General features: G+C 45.4%; 16 protein-coding genes and 1 tRNA gene. 9 read left to right on the top strand and 8 right to left on the bottom strand.

What is annotated here, in order from left to right; genetic code table 11:
• The first annotated feature begins 47 nt into the window (after positions 1-47).
• The 3 genes from DFP76_RS15225 (at position 48) to DFP76_RS15215 (ending at position 2,635) form a co-directional block, all read left to right on the top strand.
• On the top strand, positions 48-1,538 hold the full coding sequence (locus DFP76_RS15225; protein ID WP_113875460.1) for a CoA-acylating methylmalonate-semialdehyde dehydrogenase: 1,491 nt from the start codon (positions 48-50) through the stop codon (positions 1,536-1,538).
• A 185-nt stretch (positions 1,539-1,723) separates the two neighbouring features.
• The gene (locus DFP76_RS15220; RefSeq protein WP_245931954.1) at positions 1,724-2,329 is read left to right on the top strand and encodes a COG3904 family protein; all 606 of its coding nucleotides are present in this window, start codon (positions 1,724-1,726) and stop codon (positions 2,327-2,329) included.
• A gap of 24 nt (positions 2,330-2,353) precedes the next feature.
• Entirely contained in the window at positions 2,354-2,635 is a 282-nt protein-coding gene (locus DFP76_RS15215) for a DUF1289 domain-containing protein (RefSeq protein WP_113875486.1), read from the top strand.
• A gap of 84 nt (positions 2,636-2,719) precedes the next feature.
• Here the strand turns inward: DFP76_RS15215 and radA are convergent, their stop codons facing one another.
• The 4 genes from radA to glnK all read right to left on the bottom strand — a co-directional run bounded on the left by radA (position 2,720) and on the right by glnK (position 7,530).
• The gene (gene radA, locus DFP76_RS15210; RefSeq protein ID WP_113875458.1) at positions 2,720-4,105 is read right to left on the bottom strand and encodes a DNA repair protein RadA; all 1,386 of its coding nucleotides are present in this window, start codon (positions 4,103-4,105) and stop codon (positions 2,720-2,722) included.
• 80 nt (positions 4,106-4,185) lie between these two features.
• A complete protein-coding gene (locus DFP76_RS15205) occupies positions 4,186-5,718 on the bottom strand; it encodes a GNAT family N-acetyltransferase (protein ID WP_113875457.1) in 1,533 nt (510 codons plus the stop codon).
• 173 nt (positions 5,719-5,891) lie between these two features.
• Entirely contained in the window at positions 5,892-7,154 is a 1,263-nt protein-coding gene (locus DFP76_RS15200) for an ammonium transporter (RefSeq protein ID WP_113875456.1), read from the bottom strand.
• Between the two features lie 37 nt (positions 7,155-7,191).
• A complete protein-coding gene (gene glnK, locus DFP76_RS15195; RefSeq protein ID WP_013795072.1) occupies positions 7,192-7,530 on the bottom strand; it encodes a P-II family nitrogen regulator in 339 nt (112 codons plus the stop codon).
• Between the two features lie 476 nt (positions 7,531-8,006).
• Between glnK and DFP76_RS15190 the strand changes: the two genes are divergently transcribed.
• Positions 8,007-8,246 (top strand): accessory factor UbiK family protein, encoded by a 240-nt coding sequence (locus DFP76_RS15190; protein ID WP_113875455.1) that lies wholly within the window; start codon positions 8,007-8,009, stop codon positions 8,244-8,246.
• Between the two features lie 2 nt (positions 8,247-8,248).
• On the opposite strand, the gene DFP76_RS15185 is transcribed toward DFP76_RS15190, so the two are convergent.
• A complete protein-coding gene (locus DFP76_RS15185; RefSeq protein ID WP_113875454.1) occupies positions 8,249-8,470 on the bottom strand; it encodes a TIGR02450 family Trp-rich protein in 222 nt (73 codons plus the stop codon).
• 128 nt (positions 8,471-8,598) lie between these two features.
• Between DFP76_RS15185 and DFP76_RS15180 the strand changes: the two genes are divergently transcribed.
• The 3 genes from DFP76_RS15180 to DFP76_RS15170 all read left to right on the top strand — a co-directional run bounded on the left by DFP76_RS15180 (position 8,599) and on the right by DFP76_RS15170 (position 12,091).
• Positions 8,599-10,116 carry a YifB family Mg chelatase-like AAA ATPase gene (locus tag DFP76_RS15180; protein ID WP_113875453.1) on the top strand — a complete coding sequence of 506 codons (1,518 nt, stop codon included), beginning with the start codon at positions 8,599-8,601 and terminating at the stop codon, positions 10,114-10,116.
• Between the two features lie 73 nt (positions 10,117-10,189).
• Positions 10,190-10,960, top strand: coding sequence for a hypothetical protein (locus tag DFP76_RS15175; RefSeq protein ID WP_113875452.1), 771 nt, complete (start codon positions 10,190-10,192; stop codon positions 10,958-10,960).
• Between the two features lie 216 nt (positions 10,961-11,176).
• Entirely contained in the window at positions 11,177-12,091 is a 915-nt protein-coding gene (locus DFP76_RS15170) for a bile acid:sodium symporter family protein (RefSeq protein WP_113875485.1), read from the top strand.
• A 56-nt stretch (positions 12,092-12,147) separates the two neighbouring features.
• Here DFP76_RS15170 and DFP76_RS15165 read toward each other — a convergent pair whose 3' ends face one another.
• On the bottom strand, positions 12,148-13,341 hold the full coding sequence (locus DFP76_RS15165) for a TsoY family (seleno)protein (protein ID WP_113875451.1): 1,194 nt from the start codon (positions 13,339-13,341) through the stop codon (positions 12,148-12,150).
• 201 nt (positions 13,342-13,542) lie between these two features.
• Here DFP76_RS15165 and rep point away from each other — a divergent pair, with 201 nt between their 5' ends.
• Complete coding sequence (gene rep, locus DFP76_RS15160; RefSeq protein ID WP_113875450.1) at positions 13,543-15,591, top strand: DNA helicase Rep; 2,049 nt, start codon at positions 13,543-13,545, stop codon at positions 15,589-15,591.
• Here the strand turns inward: rep and DFP76_RS15155 are convergent.
• Entirely contained in the window at positions 15,588-15,863 is a 276-nt protein-coding gene (locus tag DFP76_RS15155) for a c-type cytochrome (protein ID WP_245931953.1), read from the bottom strand. The two genes, rep and DFP76_RS15155, sit on opposite strands and share 4 nt — an antisense overlap.
• A 278-nt stretch (positions 15,864-16,141) precedes the next feature.
• On the opposite strand from DFP76_RS15155, the gene DFP76_RS15150 reads away from it, so the two are divergent.
• Positions 16,142-16,218 (top strand) — tRNA-Arg (locus DFP76_RS15150).
• A 495-nt stretch (positions 16,219-16,713) separates the two neighbouring features.
• Here the strand turns inward: DFP76_RS15150 and DFP76_RS15145 are convergent.
• The gene (locus DFP76_RS15145) at positions 16,714-17,487 is read right to left on the bottom strand and encodes a 3-hydroxybutyrate dehydrogenase (RefSeq protein ID WP_113875448.1); all 774 of its coding nucleotides are present in this window, start codon (positions 17,485-17,487) and stop codon (positions 16,714-16,716) included.
• Positions 17,488-17,505: the final 18 nt, after the last annotated feature.

Genomic DNA, 17,505 nt, shown 5'->3' with positions numbered 1-17,505 from the left:
AAACATCAAACTCGCCATTAAATTTTACCCAAGGTTATGGAGCTGTTATGCAATTGATCGGACACCTTATTGGCGGAGAAGCCTCTTCAGCAGCAGAGCGAAAGCAAGACGTGTTTAACCCAGCGACAGGAGAAGTCGCAAAGCAAGTGGCCATTGCGCCTCGTGAAACCGTAGAAGAAGCCATTGCTGTCGCCCAAGCGGCGTATCCTGAGTGGCGAAATACACCCGCTCTGAAGCGTGCACGTATTATGTTCAATTACAAAGCCTTGTTGGAAAAGCATGCCGATACAATTTGTGAGTTGATTGGCGCAGAGCATGGCAAGATTTGTCATGACGCTGCTGGTGAATTACAGCGTGGTATTGAAAATGTGGAATACGCTTGTGGTGCCCCAGAATTACTAAAGGGTGAATTCAGTAAAAATGTGGGTCCAAACATTGACTCTTGGAGTGAATTCCAACCACTCGGTGTGGTGGCGGGCATTACCCCTTTTAATTTCCCTGCCATGGTGCCTTTGTGGATGTTCCCTATGGCCATCGTATGTGGGAACACATTCGTGTTAAAACCCTCTGAACGAGACCCAAGTACGGCTTTGTTTATTGCTGAATTATTGCATGAAGCCGGTTTGCCTGCGGGCGTCTTTAATGTGGTGAACGGCGATAAAGTGGCCGTGGATACCTTATTGGAAGACAAGCGAGTGAAAGCGGTGAGCTTTGTAGGTTCCACGCCGATTGCGGAATACATTTACAGCAAAGCCAGTGCCAATGGTAAGCGCTGTCAGGCCTTAGGTGGCGCGAAAAATCACGCGATTGTTATGCCTGATGCGGATATGGACAACGTTGTCAGCCAACTTTTGGGCGCAGCATTTGGTTCATCTGGTGAGCGTTGCATGGCTTTGTCAGTGGCGGTGGCGGTTGGCCAAGCGGCAGGTGATCAGTTAGTAGCGAAAATGAAAGACGCTATGACCCCATTAAAAGTCGGTGAATGCTCTGACAAGAGTAACGATTTTGGCCCCGTCATTACTCAGGAACACAAAGAGAAGGTGGTTGGTTTTATCAACAGTGCTGAACAACAAGGTGCGACTGTTGTTGTCGATGGCCGTCAGCCGCAAGTGGCAGGTTATGAAAAGGGGTTTTTCGTTGGTGCGACCTTAATTGATGGTGTGACCAAAGAGATGGATTCTTATCAGCAGGAGATTTTTGGGCCAGTTTTACAGGTTGTTCGTGTCGAGACTATGGAAGAAGCCATGACCTTAATTAACGATCACGAATACGGTAATGGTACTTGTATCTTTACCCGTGACGGTGAGGCAGCACGTTATTTCTCTGACCATATTGAAGTTGGCATGGTGGGGATTAATGTCCCTTTACCTGTGCCTGTGGCATATCACAGTTTTGGTGGTTGGAAACGCTCTTTATTTGGTGACCTGCATGCGTATGGGCCTGATGCGGTGCGTTTTTATACGAAGCGTAAAACCATCACACAGCGTTGGCCTTCTGCCGGTGTTCGTGAAGGTAAGAGTTTTTCGTTTCCTTCCTAGTCCCAGGACATTTCTAACCGATTTAATAGAAATGTGTTTGTTTGACCGCTTACTTAAGTAAGCGGTCTTTTTTTATGAAAAACGTTCGATTTTTCAGCAATGTGGCGGTGACTTACTAGGAAGTGCTGTTTTTTTGAACTAGTATGAGGGTAGCGAGTTTAGATGTTGAGTTCATTGAGTACCCTATGAAAACCGAAACGCCTTTATCGAATGTGCTGAAGTGGCTATCTCTTGTCGTTTTTTCCTCCTTAACCGCCTGCGCTACGATCGATGATCAAAGTATATTGGAAGCGGACTCTTTATCCCTTGAAGTGGAAGAAAATACGGCCTATCTATCTGGTGTATTAGACAGTAACTTGGTGGTGGACTTAACTGACTTTTTAGCAGAGCATCCCAATGTAACGGATTTGGTGCTGGTTGATGTGCCGGGATCAATCGATCAGCAAGCCACCATGGACAGTGCCCGTTTAATTCGACGTTTAGGGTTAAACACTCACATTGCACCCACTGGTTATGTGTTGTCCGGTGGTGTGGATTTATTTCTGGGGGGGATTGAGAGAACCATAGGTGCGGGTGCGGGTGTTGGTATTCATGCATGGTCCGATGGTACTCGTATTAATGCTTCCAGTGCTAATGTGGCGGATCCGATCCACGCGACGTACGTCAACTTCTATTTGGAAATGGGCGTGCCGGAGCGGTTTTATTGGTTTTCTCTGACCGCTGCGCCGGCCGATAGGGTGTATTTTCTGTCCCCAGAAGAAGTGTATGACCTGCAGCTCGCAACGCAATAAATCATGATGTTGAGTGGGGGCGACATGGAACAAATCGAGTTATTTGCCATTGAAAGCCCTTGCAAGGGCGTTTGTGAAAACAGTGCTAAAGGGTTTTGCAAAGGTTGTTTGCGAAGTCGAGATGAACGTTTTCACTGGTTCACTTTGTCCAACGAGGAAAGGTTTCATATCTTAGAGCTTTGCAAACAACGCCGAGTTCGTTTGTTAAAAGCCCGTCAAGAAAGGTTAGATGCCCAATCCGACAAAGCGCTTCCTTATGGGATGGAGGATGAGCCTGCCGAGGATTTGTTGTCTGGGCTAAATTGACCGTATTTTCGCGGTTGGATGACTTGCCTGAACAAAATGCAAGTTCGGCTCAGGCAATCAGTGCATTATTCCATTCGCTTGTGATTAGCCAAAAATTGCTTCTAACGCCTGAGAGAGACGTTCTACACCAATGACTTCCATCCCTGCTATGGGTTTCTTAGGGCAATTCGCTTTTGGCACCACGGCTTTAGTAAAGCCATGTTTGGCCGCTTCACTGATACGCTCTTGGCCAGAGGGCACTGGGCGAATCTCACCAGAAAGTCCCACTTCTCCTAATACAACGAGATCGTGAGGCAGTATTTGATCACGGAAACTGGATACAACGGCGGCAATAGCAGCTAAATCGGCGCTGGTTTCTAATACTTTCACACCGCCTACGACATTTAGGTACACATCTTGATCAGAGGTTAGTAGACCACCATGTTTGTGTAGGACGGCCAATAGCATGGCTAAGCGATTATGATCAAAACCAACAGTGACACGACGCGGATTGCCAAGGGCAGAATCATCGACTAAGGCTTGCAGCTCCACTAGCAAAGGACGTGTGCCTTCCCACACCACCATCACTAAACTGCCAGCGGCAGGTTGATTGCTGCGGTTTAAAAAGATGGAGCTGGGGTTTTTGACTTCCTTTAAACCGTTTTCCATCATCGCAAACACGCCTAGTTCATTGATCGCGCCAAAACGGTTCTTCATACCACGTAGAGTACGAAAGCGTGAATCCTCTGAGCCTTCCAGTAGCACGGAGCAATCCACCATGTGCTCTAAGACTTTAGGGCCAGCTAGAGTGCCGTCTTTGGTAACGTGCCCAACTAACAGGACAGCAGTTTGAGTTTGTTTGGCAAAACGCGTTAATACCGCAGCACTTTCGCGAACTTGTGACACACTGCCAGGTGCAGACTCAATGCCATCAAGGTGCATGACTTGGATCGAGTCAATGACAATGACTTTTGGGTTAACCTGCTGCGCTACGGTCATAATGGCTTCTACATTGGTTTCCGATAGCATCTTTAGGTTTTGCGTTGGTAAACCAAGACGATTGGCCCGCATGGCGACTTGTTGTAAGGATTCTTCCCCCGTGACATACAGCGCCGTTTGTTGTTGCGCTAGCCAACACATGGTTTGCAGCAATAAGGTACTTTTCCCTGCGCCTGGATGGCCGCCAATCAAGACCACACCGCCAGGGACTAAACCGCCACCTAAAACGCGATCAAATTCACTGGCACCGGAACTAAAGCGAGGCACGTCACCGAGATCCACATCAGATAAATTTTGAATGCCAGTTGTAGCACCAGCATAACCTAATGTTCGTGCGTCTTGGCTTGCGGCCACTCGAGCGGAGGTTTTACCAGAGGTTAGGCGAATTTCAGAGAGCGAATTCCACGCGCCACACGCTTGGCACTGCCCTTGCCATTTCGCGTAATCTGCGCCGCATTCATTACACACAAAGGCGGTTTTTGCTTTAGCCATTAGATTCTCTTTGTCATAATTCCGCTGGGTTTATTCCCCAGCTTATTGAAAATAACGTCCATGTTATCACAGCTGAAACCTTACTTAGTATGCTTCCAATTCAGCGAATACAAGTCTGTTCGGCGGTCTTTCAAATTGTTCACAGAGCCTTCGCTGCGTGTCAGTTTGAGTTTATCTAGGTCCAAATCCGAGAACATGATCATCTCTGTATTGGGAGTGGTTTCCGCCATCACAGCATCGTGTGGATAGGAGAAGTCAGACGGTGAAAACACTGAACTTTGGGCATACTGGATGTCTAGGTTTTCTACCTGAGGCAGGTTGCCACAGCTACCACAAATGACCACATAACATTCGTTTTCAATGGCACGTGCTTGCGCACAGCGGCGAACACGAAGGTAACCATTCTTGGTGTCCGTCCAGAAAGGAACGAATAGAATGTCCATGTCTTGTGATGCCAGTAAGCGGCCTAATTCAGGGAATTCCACGTCATAACAAATCAAAATACCCACTCGACCTGCGTCAGTATCAAAGACTTTGAGGTCGTTACCCCCTTCAATAATCCAGTCACGACGTTCATGGGGGGTGATGTGGATTTTCTTTTGTTCTTCGACAGTACCATCTCGACGGCATAGATAACTGACGTTGTAGAGAATGTCATCTTCCATCAAGGGCATGGAGCCAGTAATCACGTTAATGTTGTAACTCACCGCCAGTTGTGACATTTCATTTTTAAAACGTTCTGTGAAGCTGGCAAGAAAACGGATCGCTTCCGTTTGGTTACTTTGATCTGGACTCAAGCCAATTAAAGGGGCGTTGAAAAATTCCGGAAACAGGACAAAGTCACTCTTATAGTCGGATACAGCATCGACAAAATATTCTACTTGTGTGAGCAGTTCATCGACACTTTCTACTTCACGCATTTGCCATTGAATCGCACCGATTCGAACCTGTGTCTTTCTGGATTTTATGACGGTGGTTTCCGGTGCAAAAAAGATGTTTTTCCATTCTAGAAGAGTGGCGTAACCTTGGGACTTTTCATCTTCTGGCAAATAACGCTTCATTAAGCGAGTTACTTGGAAATCGTTGGAAAGCTGGAAGGTGAGAATGGGGTCATAAATCTTACGTTCACGCACCGCTTCTAGGTATTCGGCCGGTGTCATTTCATGGGCATGTTCATGGTAACTTGGAATGCGGCCACCAGCTAGAATGGCACGTAAGTTGTGCTGACGGCACAGTTCTTTTCGTGCTTCGTATAAACGACGACCGAGACGATAACCTCGGTATTCTGGTGCGATTAAAACATCTAGGCCGTACATGGCATCACCAAGACGATCGTTAAGAATGTTTTCTTTTTGGTCCACTAAATCATCGTATGTATGTGGGTTACTGAAACGCTGATAGTTGACTTGCACTGAGAGGGCAATGCCGACAATTTCACCGTGATCTTCTAAACAGATCTGGCCTTCGGGAAAGTCTTTAATCAGTTTGTGAATAGTGTGCTCAGGCCAAGCGCCACCAATGTCGTGGTAGACCTTATCCATTAGGGTTTTGACTTGGGTGTAATCTTGATTGGTGATGTTGCGAATTTTTAAATGTAAATCTTCACGCATGATAGCTAAGCCCCTTTGAGCTTTGTCCTCGATAAAATCTGATAATAACGTGTATTAAGTGATAAGGCGTTAAAATTTCTTTTCAATCCCTCGGTTTTAATTTCCCAAAATAGAAAACCCCCGCCGAAGCGAGGGTTTTGATCTTACTGAGTTAAGTAAGAGATAGTTTAAAGGTCTTATTTCTTGAATTCTGGGTACGCTTCCATACCACATTCAGATAGATCAACACCTTCGTATTCTTCTTCTTCGCTGACACGAACACCCATGATAGCTTTGATGATTAACCAAACTACCAAGCTTGTTACGAATACCCAGACGAAGATAGTTAATGCACCGATGATTTGACCGCTGAAGCTTGCACCGTCATTGGTTAGTGGCACAGCTAGTAGACCCCAAATACCCACAACACCGTGAACAGAGATAGCACCAACTGGATCATCAATTTTTAGCTTATCAAGTGTTAGGATAGACATCACAACGATCAGACCACCAACAACACCGATTAACGTCGCACCTAGAGCAGAAGGCGTAGAAGGCTCTGCCGTGATCGCAACCAAACCTGCTAGTGCACCGTTAAGTAGCATTGTAAGGTCCGCTTTACCGAATAGGATGCGAGCTAGAAGAAGAGCACCAATCGCACCACCAGCTGCAGCGGCGTTTGTGTTTAGGAAGACCATTGCAACAGAGTTAGCGTTAGCGATGTCGCCTAGTTTCAGTACAGAACCACCGTTGAAACCGAACCAACCCATCCAAAGGATGAAAGTACCTAGTGTTGCTAGTGGTAGGTTAGCACCAGGAATGGCACGTACTTCACCGTTAGGACCGTATTTGCCTTTACGAGCACCAAGTACAAGCACACCAGCAAGCGCTGCTGCAGCACCGGCCATGTGAACGATACCAGAACCTGCAAAGTCAGAGAAACCTAAGTCGCCTAGGTTGAACATACCGAATACATCGTTGCCACCCCAAGTCCAAGAACCTTCCATTGGGTAGATGAACGCTGTCATAACCACGGCGAAGATTAGGAAAGACCACAGTTTCATACGCTCAGCAACAGCACCAGAAACGATAGACATAGCGGTTGCTACGAATACCACTTGGAAGAAGAAGTCAGAAGCGCCAGAGTAAATAGAACCGCCTTCAAAACCGCCATCACGGCCAGCAAAGTCAGTTAAAGTAGAAGCAACGTCTACATCTTGAATACCTGTTAGGAACCAAGTACCGCCGTACATGATTGAGTAACCGCAAACTAGGTACATAATACAAGAGATCGCAAATAGCGCGACGTTCTTTGTTAGGATTTCAGTGGTGTTTTTAGCACGTACTAAACCTGCTTCCAACATGGCAAATCCCGCTGCCATCCACATAACCAGTGCACCACACACCAAGAAGTAGAAGGTGTCCATGGCATATTGTAAGTGAAAAATTTGATCTTGCATGTTTCGCCCCCCTAAAGGCTAAAATATTCGAACCGTATTAAACGGCTTCTACGCCAGTTTCGCCGGTACGAATACGAACCGCTTGCTCAAGGTTAACGATAAAGATTTTACCGTCGCCGATTTTGCCAGTATTTGCAGCACCACTAATGGCTTCAACCACTTGGTCAGTCATATCGTCTGCAATGGCTAGCTCGATTTTTACCTTAGGTAGAAAGTCCACAACGTATTCCGCACCGCGGTATAGTTCTGTGTGGCCTTTTTGACGTCCGAACCCTTTCACTTCTGTTACCGTGATGCCTTGAACACCGATTTCAGAAAGCGCTTCTCGAACATCATCGAGTTTAAATGGCTTGATGATGGCAGTAATAAGCTTCATACCCACTGTCTCCTTTAAAAGTCAGTTTTATTGTCGTATCGCAGGTAGATGTCTTTATTCAATATGCGTGCCATCTCTTGAACAGCCCAAGGGATAAGGGCTTTGTAAGGATTTTGTCGGCTTATTGAAATTAAAAAGGGCAGGAAATGATTGCAAATAGTGCGGCATATTGGGGTGCGTTAAACGAGAGGTGCTTTAAGTTGGTGCAAAATCGCATCTATAAAATAGCCTTATCTCACCTTTTTGCTCTATCTGCTTGCTCCTAATACAAAAATAGGCATGGCAGTGGACGATCTAAAAATGACGGGAAATGCCATATGATGATAACTAAATGGTCAAGCTGCATTTTTTATTGCACAAAAAGAAGGCGTGAATGAGTTTGTTACTGAGCTTGTTTGTACCTTTGCTCGACCACTATACTAGACAAAGGATTCGTATTATTTAAATAAGCCCTATCAGGAAGCATTGAGAGTAAAATGATTGATCAATTTATTAAACAGTTAGGCACTGGTTTGGAGCAGGCAGCGGAAACCTTAGGGAAGCTGCCAAAAGAAGAGATTCAAGCTCAGTTGCATCAAGTGGCGCAGACCACGTTAAGCAAAATGGACCTAGTGACTCGCGAAGAGTTTGAAGTGCAGGCGGCGATGTTGGCTAAATACCGAGAGAAACTGGCCGCTTTGGAAGCGCGTCTGGCAGAGTTGGAAACCGATCAATAAGCTCATTTCCAGCCTTGCTGCCACAGGGCCTTTGAGCTGAGGGATTGCCAAGGTAATCTATATTGTTGGTGATTGATGACAGCCTCCAATACACACTCGATTACCTTGTCGTCCTCATCACGGATGAGTTCAGTCACAATAAAATGTTTTTCCTTTTGTTGTGGTGAATGGGATGTCCATTTAGAGAGTAATAATTTATTCGGGTTAATTTGATGCTTTGACATGGTTCATCCTGTTATCCGGCGTTGTTAACTTGTTGTTCCAAAAGTAAGACGTAAGTCGTTATGAATACGTGACAAACGCTAAGTTAGATGACCTAGCGAGAATATTACCAAACGATCAAGGAGTGATCATGAGTTTAGCTACTATCTACAGTCGTGCCCGTGTGGGTGTGGCGTCCCCTCTTGTTACTGTCGAAACTCACATTTCCAATGGTTTGCCTTCTCTTAATATTGTGGGTTTACCTGAAGCAGCCGTTCGAGAATCCAAAGATAGAGTACGCAGTGCCATTATCAACAGTCATTTTGAGTTCCCTACTCGCCGAGTCACGATTAACCTCGCGCCAGCTGACTTGCCTAAAGAAGGTGGACGCTATGATTTAGCGATTGCTATTAGTGTGCTGGTAGCATCTGGACAGCTCGGAGAGTTAAATCTAGGTGATACGGAGTTCATTGGTGAGTTGGCGTTATCTGGTGATATTCGGGGAGTTTCCGGTTTATTACCATCAGCGATCGCTTGTCACCAATCGAATCGACAACTGATTCTTCCGGCAGATAATCAAGCGGAAGCTGCACTGGTAGAAGGTCACTCCGTGTTTGCTAAACATTTAACGCAAGTGACGGCACATTTACTTCAGCAAACGGCCTTGCCTCTTTGTCAGGGGCGTCCTGAAACGGATCTTTCTGTACGCCAAGTGTTTAAAGATATGCGCGATGTGAAAGGACAATATCAAGCAAGACGAGCGTTAGAAGTGGCAGCTGCTGGTGGTCATAATCTGTTGTTTATCGGTCCTGCAGGCACTGGGAAAACCATGTTGGCCTCTCGGTTGCCGAGTATCATGCCACAAATGACCGAAGCGGAAGCCTTGTCTGTAGCGTCGGTGCAATCTGTGGCGGGTCGTAAAATGGGACAAGATTGGCATTGGTCTGAGCGACCGTTCCGTTCGCCTCATCATTCCTGTTCGGCGGCGGCTTTGGTGGGCGGTGGCTCAATCCCCAAACCTGGCGAAGCGTCGCTCGCACATTGTGGCGTATTATTTTTAGATGAACTACCTGAGTTTGATCGTAAAGTGTTGGAAGTGTTACGTGAGCCTTTAGAGAATGGCGAAGTGCATATTTCTCGGGCTCGTGGGCAGGTGACTTTTCCTGCTAGATTCCAATTGGTCGCCGCGATGAATGCCAGTAACGAGGCGTATCGTGGAGAGCAAGATTATTATCAATCCAGTGCCAGTCAAAAGTATTTAAAGAAGCTTTCAGCGCCTTTTTTGGACCGTATTGATTTGCATGTGGAAGTGCCGCCATTGCCGTCTGATGTGTTGGTGAATGCGCAGGAAGAGGGCGAGTCAAGCGACAGTATTCGCTTGAGGGTAGAGCAGGCGGTGGCGCGACAAAGGGCTCGACAAGGAGTCCAAAATGCCTTGTTAAGTGGTCGTCAACTAGAAGCCATTTGCGCCCTAAGTGAAGAGGATAAACGCTTCATGCAACAAGCCTTAGACACACTAAAACTGTCTGCACGAGCGTATCATCGAGTATTAAAAGTCGCCTTAACCTTGGCGGACTTAAATGACACCTCTGTGACGAGAGCGCATTTAATGGAATCCCTCAGTTACCGTAAAATGGAGAAGACATTGACTTCTGCTTTATCGAGCTGATGGTTTTATGAGCCATTTAATAATGGTATATAGTGACACGGTATAAGAGGAATTAAACAAGCGAGATCTCATTATGGTGAAGCTCAGTTTCACATTGCTAAGTCTTTTCGCCTGCTCATCCGTTGTCGCGAATGATCGAGGCTTTGATCTTGAGATGGGGCCTTATATGTCCTACATGGACTATAGCGAGCACGGTGATGTCAGCCAATATGGGGTGTTGACGGGTGTGTTGGCTCGCTATTCTTCTTATTATAATTTTTCTGTTTTATTCCTTGATGTGTCTTATGCCAGTGATGATATTAATCAAAAAGGTGCGGGCAAAATTAAGTCAGTGAAGAATGAAGTATATGACTTAAGAAGTATGATTGGCCGGGCTTTGTATGTGAATAACCGCTATCGAATTACACCCTATTTGGGGTTGGGTTACCGGCGCTCTCTTGTGGATTCTCGAGGCAAGCTATCCAGTTCTTCTATTGAAGGTTATAAGAGCCAACAAACCTATCTTTACAACCCTATTGGTATTGAATTTCAAGAACTGGTGGACGAAGCCGGTTGGGCGTTAGGTGCGCGTATTGAATACGATACCGTGTTGTTGGCGAGAAATGAAACGCGACTCTCTGCCGCTGAGGGGTATCGAGCCATAGAAACGGATTTAACCAAAGCGCGTGGCTACCATTTTTATCTTCAGTTACAACGTTTATTGAACCCAGATGGTGGAGGGATTGTGATTGAACCCTTCTACAAATACTGGCAAGCAAACGATGCCGAGAAAACAGGTTTAGCAGCGAATACGGCGAATCATTCTTCTAATGAGTGGGGTGTCTCTCTTTTATTGTCTTTTTAATCTTCGCTATTTTTGAGTTCTCTATTCTTCAACATCTCATTTGGTTACAATTCCGCTCCCAGTTCTGTTTTCTCCTTTGTAGAACAATTACTTTCGTCTTTGGAAAGCGCTTTTTTCCGATACAAATAATGGGTTGGAAGGAGTGTATTGGGCATCAATAATAATGAATGGCAGCCATGTGGTGGACATGATGTTGTCAAAATGGAGTATAAAAATATGGTAATTCAGTTATTCCCTCTTTGGGCTATTTTGCTTTCAGTATTGGCTTTTTTCCAACCTGATATGTTTGTTGGTTTGAAGTCTCAAATTGTCCCTCTATTGACTGTGATCATGTTGGCAATGGGATTAACCCTGAGCCCTAGTGATTTTAAACAGGTGCTAAAAAACGGTAAAGCTGTGGGTGTGGGCGTATTGCTGCAGTTTTTAGTCATGCCCATTGCGGCTTTCGGTGTGGCATTTGCGTTTGGTTTCGATAGTGAGCTGACCGTTGGTATGTTGCTGGTTGGTAGTGTGGCTGGCGGCACCTCGTCCAATGTCATGTGTTACTTAGCAAAAGGCGATACAGCACTGTCAATTTCTATGACTGCGATTTCGACTTTGTTAGGCGTCGTTTTAACGCCTTTACTGGTCTCTTTGATGATAGGTCAAAGTGTCGATGTCCCCGTTGCTTCCATGTTGTGGAGCTTGTTTAAGATCGTTTTGTTGCCGGTTGCCGCTGGGGTTTTGATTAACACTTTCTTCGCTCAATATGTGCGTAAAGCTGAAGTTGTGTTTCCTTATATTTCCATGTTCGCCATTGTGTTAATCATTGCAATTGTGGTGGCATTGAGCGCATCGAAAATAGTTCAGGTCGGATTAATTGTCGCAGCAGCCGTGATTATTCATAACAGCATAGGTTTGCTATTAGGTTATTGGGTCACCAAAGCTTTGGGATTTGATGCTCGCGTGTGTCGTACCATTGCGTTTGAGGTTGGCCTACAAAACTCAGGTTTGGCCGCAGCGTTGGCTGTGAAATTCTTTACGCCGATGGCGGCATTGCCAGGTACTATCTTCAGTGTTTGGCATAATATTTCTGGTTCCCTATTAGCCAGTTATTGGAGCCGTCGCTCTGTGGATAAAACTGACGCCTAATCGTGTCTGTTTCAGTTAATAAAAACGGGTAGCTTGGCTACCCGTTTTTGTTGGTATTAAGCCTGCGCTAGCGGCTGACGAAGCGGATGCATTAATAGCTTTTTAGTGAGTTTAATAAGTGACAAAATAGTGATGATTTGAACGCTCAATAACACCACAATCCCCAACCAATATATTGCACTGAATTGATCAATTATCCCAGTCTTTACCCAACCAATATGCCACCAGAACATGCCCATGACAAAGAGTGCGACACCAGGACAAATCAAGCCAAAGCTTACGGGGCTTTCCTTATCGCCATGCAAGTAATAGGTTAGATAACCATTTTTCTTCATTACTTTGTAGCCCAAGGCTAGTACGCCAATTTGCAGTGTAAACAGTAAGCTTAAAGGTACAAAGAGTTGTCCAGCATGACTTTCTACTTTGAAGTGATGGCTAAGTCCATGTGACAGCCTGACCCAAGTAATGGCTAGAAGAGTAAGGATTGGAATCAGCATCCAGATACTTGGCGATGCCGGTTCTGATAAACCATGTTGCATCATCGCGGTGATGCCTTTTACTAAAAAAAGTATGCCTAGCAAAATAGCAAAGATCATAAACGCCAAGCTAAAGCTTGTTGCAATGGCAACAGTAGCGGCAACATGAGACATAGCTGCCGCGGCGGCAAAGCCAACCGCTAGCATAGCAAAGGTGAAGACGCTGATGAGACCAGATAAATGATTGTGCTCTTGGCTGCGGTAACCGCCGTCACTGATCATATGACTCATGTAGCGAGTAAACTGTTGGCTAGCAACATAGGCGATGATGGCAAAAGCGAATATTGCGCCAGGAAAAAGGTACTCAACCACGCTCCATAGACCAGGCACAAACAAAGCCCCCAGTATGAAAAAGACATTCACTGTCATGGCTAAGGTAAGTGGTATCGCCATTTTTTGTAATTCAGCTGGGGTGTTATCGAGCGTCTGCAAAGCAGCTTTATGTTGGCGACTTTCGGCAATGTTCCAAATTAATAAGAGTACATGCAACAGAGCAAAAATAATGACCCCGATGAGAGCGAATAAGGTAATGGCGGCAAGTAGATCTCCTTTTATCAGCTGTGTATGCCAATCAGCATAGGTTGGTATAGGGGTTGCTGGATGAGGAATTAGCCACATCAGGTACATAAAAAAGCTGACAGATGTACCACCCGCGCCTAGGGCTGCTAGCCAGTAACTAGGGTGATATTGAATATTTGGGTTCTTGCGAAGCATGATTCGCCTCCTAAATACATTAAATTAGATATTTCTAATATAGTGTATTATATGCTGATTCGCTTATTTAAAATGCCTATAGTTGACAAAGATCAATTTTATTAGGATTTTCTAATGTATTGGCTGGTCTTGTCTTTGTATCGAACCTTGGCTCCTCTCTGGTGTAGAATGTGTTTTTTATCCGTTCAGCTGTGAGCCCATATGAGTGAATCCTTACCTTCCATATCACAACGCATGCGCAATCTAAATGATCGTCAACTTGAGGCGGTAAAGCAGATTGATGGGCCTCTGCTTGTATTAGCGGGCGCAGGGTCGGGTAAAACCAGTGTAATTACCACGAAAATTGCCTATCTGATTCAAACCTGCGGTTTTAAGGCCAACAGCATTATTGCTGTCACCTTTACCAACAAAGCAGCGCGAGAAATGAAAGAGCGTGTTGTGGGCATGCTGAGTAAAGAGGAAAGTCGAGGTCTGAGTATTTCGACTTTCCACAATTTGGGGTTGCGCATTTTACGTCGTGAATACCGCCGAGTGGGTCTAAAAGAAGGTTTTACCTTATTCGATTCACAAGACTCCTTGTCGTTAATTAAAGAAATCTTAGACAAAGAGTTTAATGGTCAAACGGATTCCGCTGCCCATTGTCAGCACACCATTTCCAATTGGAAGAATGATCTGACCACGCCGCAAGAGGCCATGACTAATGCAGACACAGAAGAATACCTGCTTGCGGCACAAGTTTATGCGCAATATCAGCGCTATCTTCGAGCTTACAATGCCGTGGATTTTGATGATTTGATTCTGTTGCCGGTGAGTCTGTTAATGTCGGATGAAGAGTTAAGAGATAAGTGGCAGAAGAAAGTTCGTTATCTCTTGGTGGATGAGTGTCAGGATACCAATGCCAGTCAGTACGAGTTGATTCGCCTTTTAGCAGGCTTTCGTCGTTGTTTCACCTTGGTGGGTGACGATGACCAATCCATTTATGCATGGCGTGGTGCTCGACCCGAAAACCTTGAGCGCTTGTCGGTAGACTATCCGAATTTGAAGTTGGTCAAACTGGAACAAAATTACCGTTCCACTAAAACCATTCTGAAAGCCGCCAACACCTTAATAGCCAATAACCCACACGTATACGATAAGTCTCTGTGGAGTGATTTGGGGTTAGGGGACCCAATTCGGGTGATGGTGACGCGCAATGAAGACGCCGAATCTGAGCGTGTCGCAGCCGAAATCCAGTCTCGCCACTTGCGCCATGACATTCCTTATCGGGATTTTGCCATTCTCTATCGTGGCAACCACCAAGCACGATTACTGGAAATTAAACTGCAGGCCTATCGCATCCCCTACAAGATGAACGGCGGCACTTCCTTCTTCTCGCGCGCTGAAATCAAGGATCTGATGGGGTATTTACGCCTGTTGGTAAACCCAGCGGACGATAATGCCTTTTTGCGAGTGGTGAATTTACCGCGTCGTGAGATCGGCCCAGCGACCTTGGAAAAAGTGGGTAATCTTGCCTATGAGCGTCAAGTTAGCTTATTTGAGGCCTCTGGTTATAAAGAGTTGGAAGACACTGTGACGGGGCGTTCTCTAAAAAGTCTGCAAGATTTTGAGCGCTGGATGTCAACCTTGCGCCAACGCTTGCAAGGGGCTTCGCCGGTGCCTGTAATAGAACAAATGATCCATGACATGGATTATTACGGCTGGATTCAAGAGCAAAGCTCTTCAACCAAAGCCGCTGAGCGACGCATTGAAAATGTCCGCTTTTTACTGGACTCCATTCAGCGCATGATGGAATCTGCCTGGGAAGAAGACGACAGTGCTGAGTTGGATCAGGCCATCAGCAAGCTTTTGTTAATCGATATGTTAGAGCGACAAGAAGAAGAGGAAGACGAAGATAAGGTGCAGTTATTAACCTTACATGCTTCCAAAGGCTTGGAGTACCCGCATGTGTTCTTGATTGGTTGTGAAGAGGAATTACTGCCGCATCGCAACAGCATTGAAAACGATGATATAGAAGAAGAGCGACGTTTGGCTTATGTGGGAATTACTCGAGCGAAGCGAACCTTATGCATTACTTTGGCGGCAAAGCGCCGACAATACGGCGAAGAAATTGACTGTCTCCCAAGTCGTTTTCTGGATGAACTACCAGAAGAGGATTTGGTCTGGGAAGGACGTGGTGATGAAGGCGAAAGTGCGAAAAAAGAACGTGGACAAGCCTCGTTGTCCGCATTAAAAGCCATGCTAAACGATTAGCTGTTATCTAACATGAATTGAATCGCGGCTTGGATTTCGTCATCGCTACAGTTGGAGCACATGCCTTTTGGTGGCATGGCGTTTAAACCTTCAATGGCATGCTTCAACAAGGTTGGCATGCCTTTTTCCTTTCTAGGTAGCCAATCTGCTGAGTTTCCCAGTTTTGGCGCGCCTGCCACACCGTGCAAATGGCATGCTACGCAAAATGAATTGAAGACTTTACCACCAGACCTTTCAGTGGTGCCGCTTGCGTTCAAGGTCGAGGCACTCATCGTGAGCCCAATGATTAAGGTAAAAAATTTTATGATTCGAATAGAGGCGGAATGCCGCTTAACGCTTTGGTAAAGCATGAAGATGGTTTTCCTATAAAATCCAGCGTAAGAGAACAGGGATGAATTATCTGCCACTTTTACGATGGGGTAAATGCAATGGATCAAACCGCTTTGATGAATCCACTATTTTTCTGTGATTAAGCACTGGTATCCTGCGTGATTTCCTTTAGAATACGCACTCCAATTTACTTCTGATCGGTCGATCAAAAGTGTCTAATGCGCCCGTAGCTCAGCTGGATAGAGCGTCGCCCTCCGGAGGCGAAGGTCGAAGGTTCAAATCCTTTCGGGCGTGCCATTTTGATAATGGAAAATAACTCTGTAACCCTCGTACTCACTGGCTTTATAAGAAGATAGATTGCCATTTTGATAGCGCGGTTAAATCTCTATAGCCCCTTATTATTTTCTCAAAACGTCTTCTCAAACAGAGAGTATCCTGTTGAAAGTTCAGAGAGACAATGTGCAGCACATGTTTGATAGAAATGCGGGAGAGGATCCAATTGGAGCAGAGTATCAATTCAAGAAAGGTACAGTAATCTCTGATTAGTTAAAAATATTTTCTACTATTACAAAATAAGTATCTGATGTGACTAAATAACGGCTCATGATCAGTATGATTGAGCCGTAAGTTTAGTTCTTAAAAATTCTGAGCTCGTTAGAGATATTAAATAGCAGTAATTAGAAAGTTATAGTCCTTTTTTATGTACCTGACTAATTACTGCTAGTTTCCATGTAAAGATTCGAATCTTCTTGAGGAGCAGTTTATAAATACTTATGCATTTAGAAACTGTGTCTACTGTGTGGTATACCCACCGTCGATGACGATAGCTTGTCCAGTCACTCCTTTTGCCGAAGGGCTGCTGAGAAACAAACAGTAGTCTGAAATTTCATCTACCGTGAGGAAGCGGCGTTGTGGCACCAGAGGCCAAATGACCTCCTCCAACACACGATCAAGTGAGACATCGCGTGTTTTGGCCAAATCCTCCAGCTGATTTCTCACCAATGGCGTGTCCACATAGCCGGGACACAGCGCATTGATGGTCACACCAAAAGGCGCGGCTTCCAGCGCAGCTACTTTTGTTAGGCCAATTACGCCGTGTTTGGCAGAATTGTAGCCAGCTTTGCCTGCAAAGCCGATTAAGCCATTAATCGACGCCATGTTAATGATTCGCCCATCCCCTTTTTCTTTCATCAAAGGCAGGATTTTTTTGATCGCCAAAAAGGGCGCGATCAACATAATGTCGATTAAACGTCGGTAGGTGTCTGAGGGGAATTCTTCTATCGGCGCGATATGTTGAACCCCCGCGTTGTTGACCAGAATATCGATGTGGCCAAATTGCGCAATGGCGGCGTCTATCGCATCCATAAATTGCGGTTCCTTAGTCACATCGCAGGCGAAAAAAGTGCATTGCTGATGGAATGCTGAAAGCTGTGTTTTTGCCTCTTCTATCGCCGTTTGGCTGAAATCTAAAATGGCGACATTCATGTCCGCTTTCAGAAATGCTTGAGCAATTTCCAAGCCGATTCCACTTGCTGCCCCCGTAATTAATACTGTTTTATTGTTCATTTTTATTCTCCAAACAGG

The sequence above is a fragment of the Marinomonas aquiplantarum genome (assembly GCF_003314975.1).
Taxonomy (GTDB): domain Bacteria; phylum Pseudomonadota; class Gammaproteobacteria; order Pseudomonadales; family Marinomonadaceae; genus Marinomonas; species Marinomonas aquiplantarum.
Note: the sequence above shows the minus strand (reverse complement) of the source record. Positions and strands in the feature narration are given on the sequence as shown.

What these genes read in the sequence shown, in the direction of transcription:
- DFP76_RS15225 (WP_113875460.1), top strand. Translation starts at nt 48, where the DNA reads ATGCAATTGATCGGACACCTTATTGGCGGAGAAGCCTCTTCAGCAGCA.
- DFP76_RS15220 (WP_245931954.1), top strand. Translation starts at nt 1,724, where the DNA reads ATGAAAACCGAAACGCCTTTATCGAATGTGCTGAAGTGGCTATCTCTT.
- DFP76_RS15215 (WP_113875486.1), top strand. Translation starts at nt 2,354, where the DNA reads ATGGAACAAATCGAGTTATTTGCCATTGAAAGCCCTTGCAAGGGCGTT.
- radA (WP_113875458.1), bottom strand. Translation starts at nt 4,105, where the DNA reads ATGGCTAAAGCAAAAACCGCCTTTGTGTGTAATGAATGCGGCGCAGAT.
- DFP76_RS15200 (WP_113875456.1), bottom strand. Translation starts at nt 7,154, where the DNA reads ATGCAAGATCAAATTTTTCACTTACAATATGCCATGGACACCTTCTAC.
- glnK (WP_013795072.1), bottom strand. Translation starts at nt 7,530, where the DNA reads ATGAAGCTTATTACTGCCATCATCAAGCCATTTAAACTCGATGATGTT.
- DFP76_RS15190 (WP_113875455.1), top strand. Translation starts at nt 8,007, where the DNA reads ATGATTGATCAATTTATTAAACAGTTAGGCACTGGTTTGGAGCAGGCA.
- DFP76_RS15185 (WP_113875454.1), bottom strand. Translation starts at nt 8,470, where the DNA reads ATGTCAAAGCATCAAATTAACCCGAATAAATTATTACTCTCTAAATGG.
- DFP76_RS15180 (WP_113875453.1), top strand. Translation starts at nt 8,599, where the DNA reads ATGAGTTTAGCTACTATCTACAGTCGTGCCCGTGTGGGTGTGGCGTCC.
- DFP76_RS15175 (WP_113875452.1), top strand. Translation starts at nt 10,190, where the DNA reads ATGGTGAAGCTCAGTTTCACATTGCTAAGTCTTTTCGCCTGCTCATCC.
- DFP76_RS15170 (WP_113875485.1), top strand. Translation starts at nt 11,177, where the DNA reads ATGGTAATTCAGTTATTCCCTCTTTGGGCTATTTTGCTTTCAGTATTG.
- DFP76_RS15165 (WP_113875451.1), bottom strand. Translation starts at nt 13,341, where the DNA reads ATGCTTCGCAAGAACCCAAATATTCAATATCACCCTAGTTACTGGCTA.
- rep (WP_113875450.1), top strand. Translation starts at nt 13,543, where the DNA reads ATGAGTGAATCCTTACCTTCCATATCACAACGCATGCGCAATCTAAAT.
- DFP76_RS15155 (WP_245931953.1), bottom strand. Translation starts at nt 15,863, where the DNA reads ATGAGTGCCTCGACCTTGAACGCAAGCGGCACCACTGAAAGGTCTGGT.
- DFP76_RS15145 (WP_113875448.1), bottom strand. Translation starts at nt 17,487, where the DNA reads ATGAACAATAAAACAGTATTAATTACGGGGGCAGCAAGTGGAATCGGC.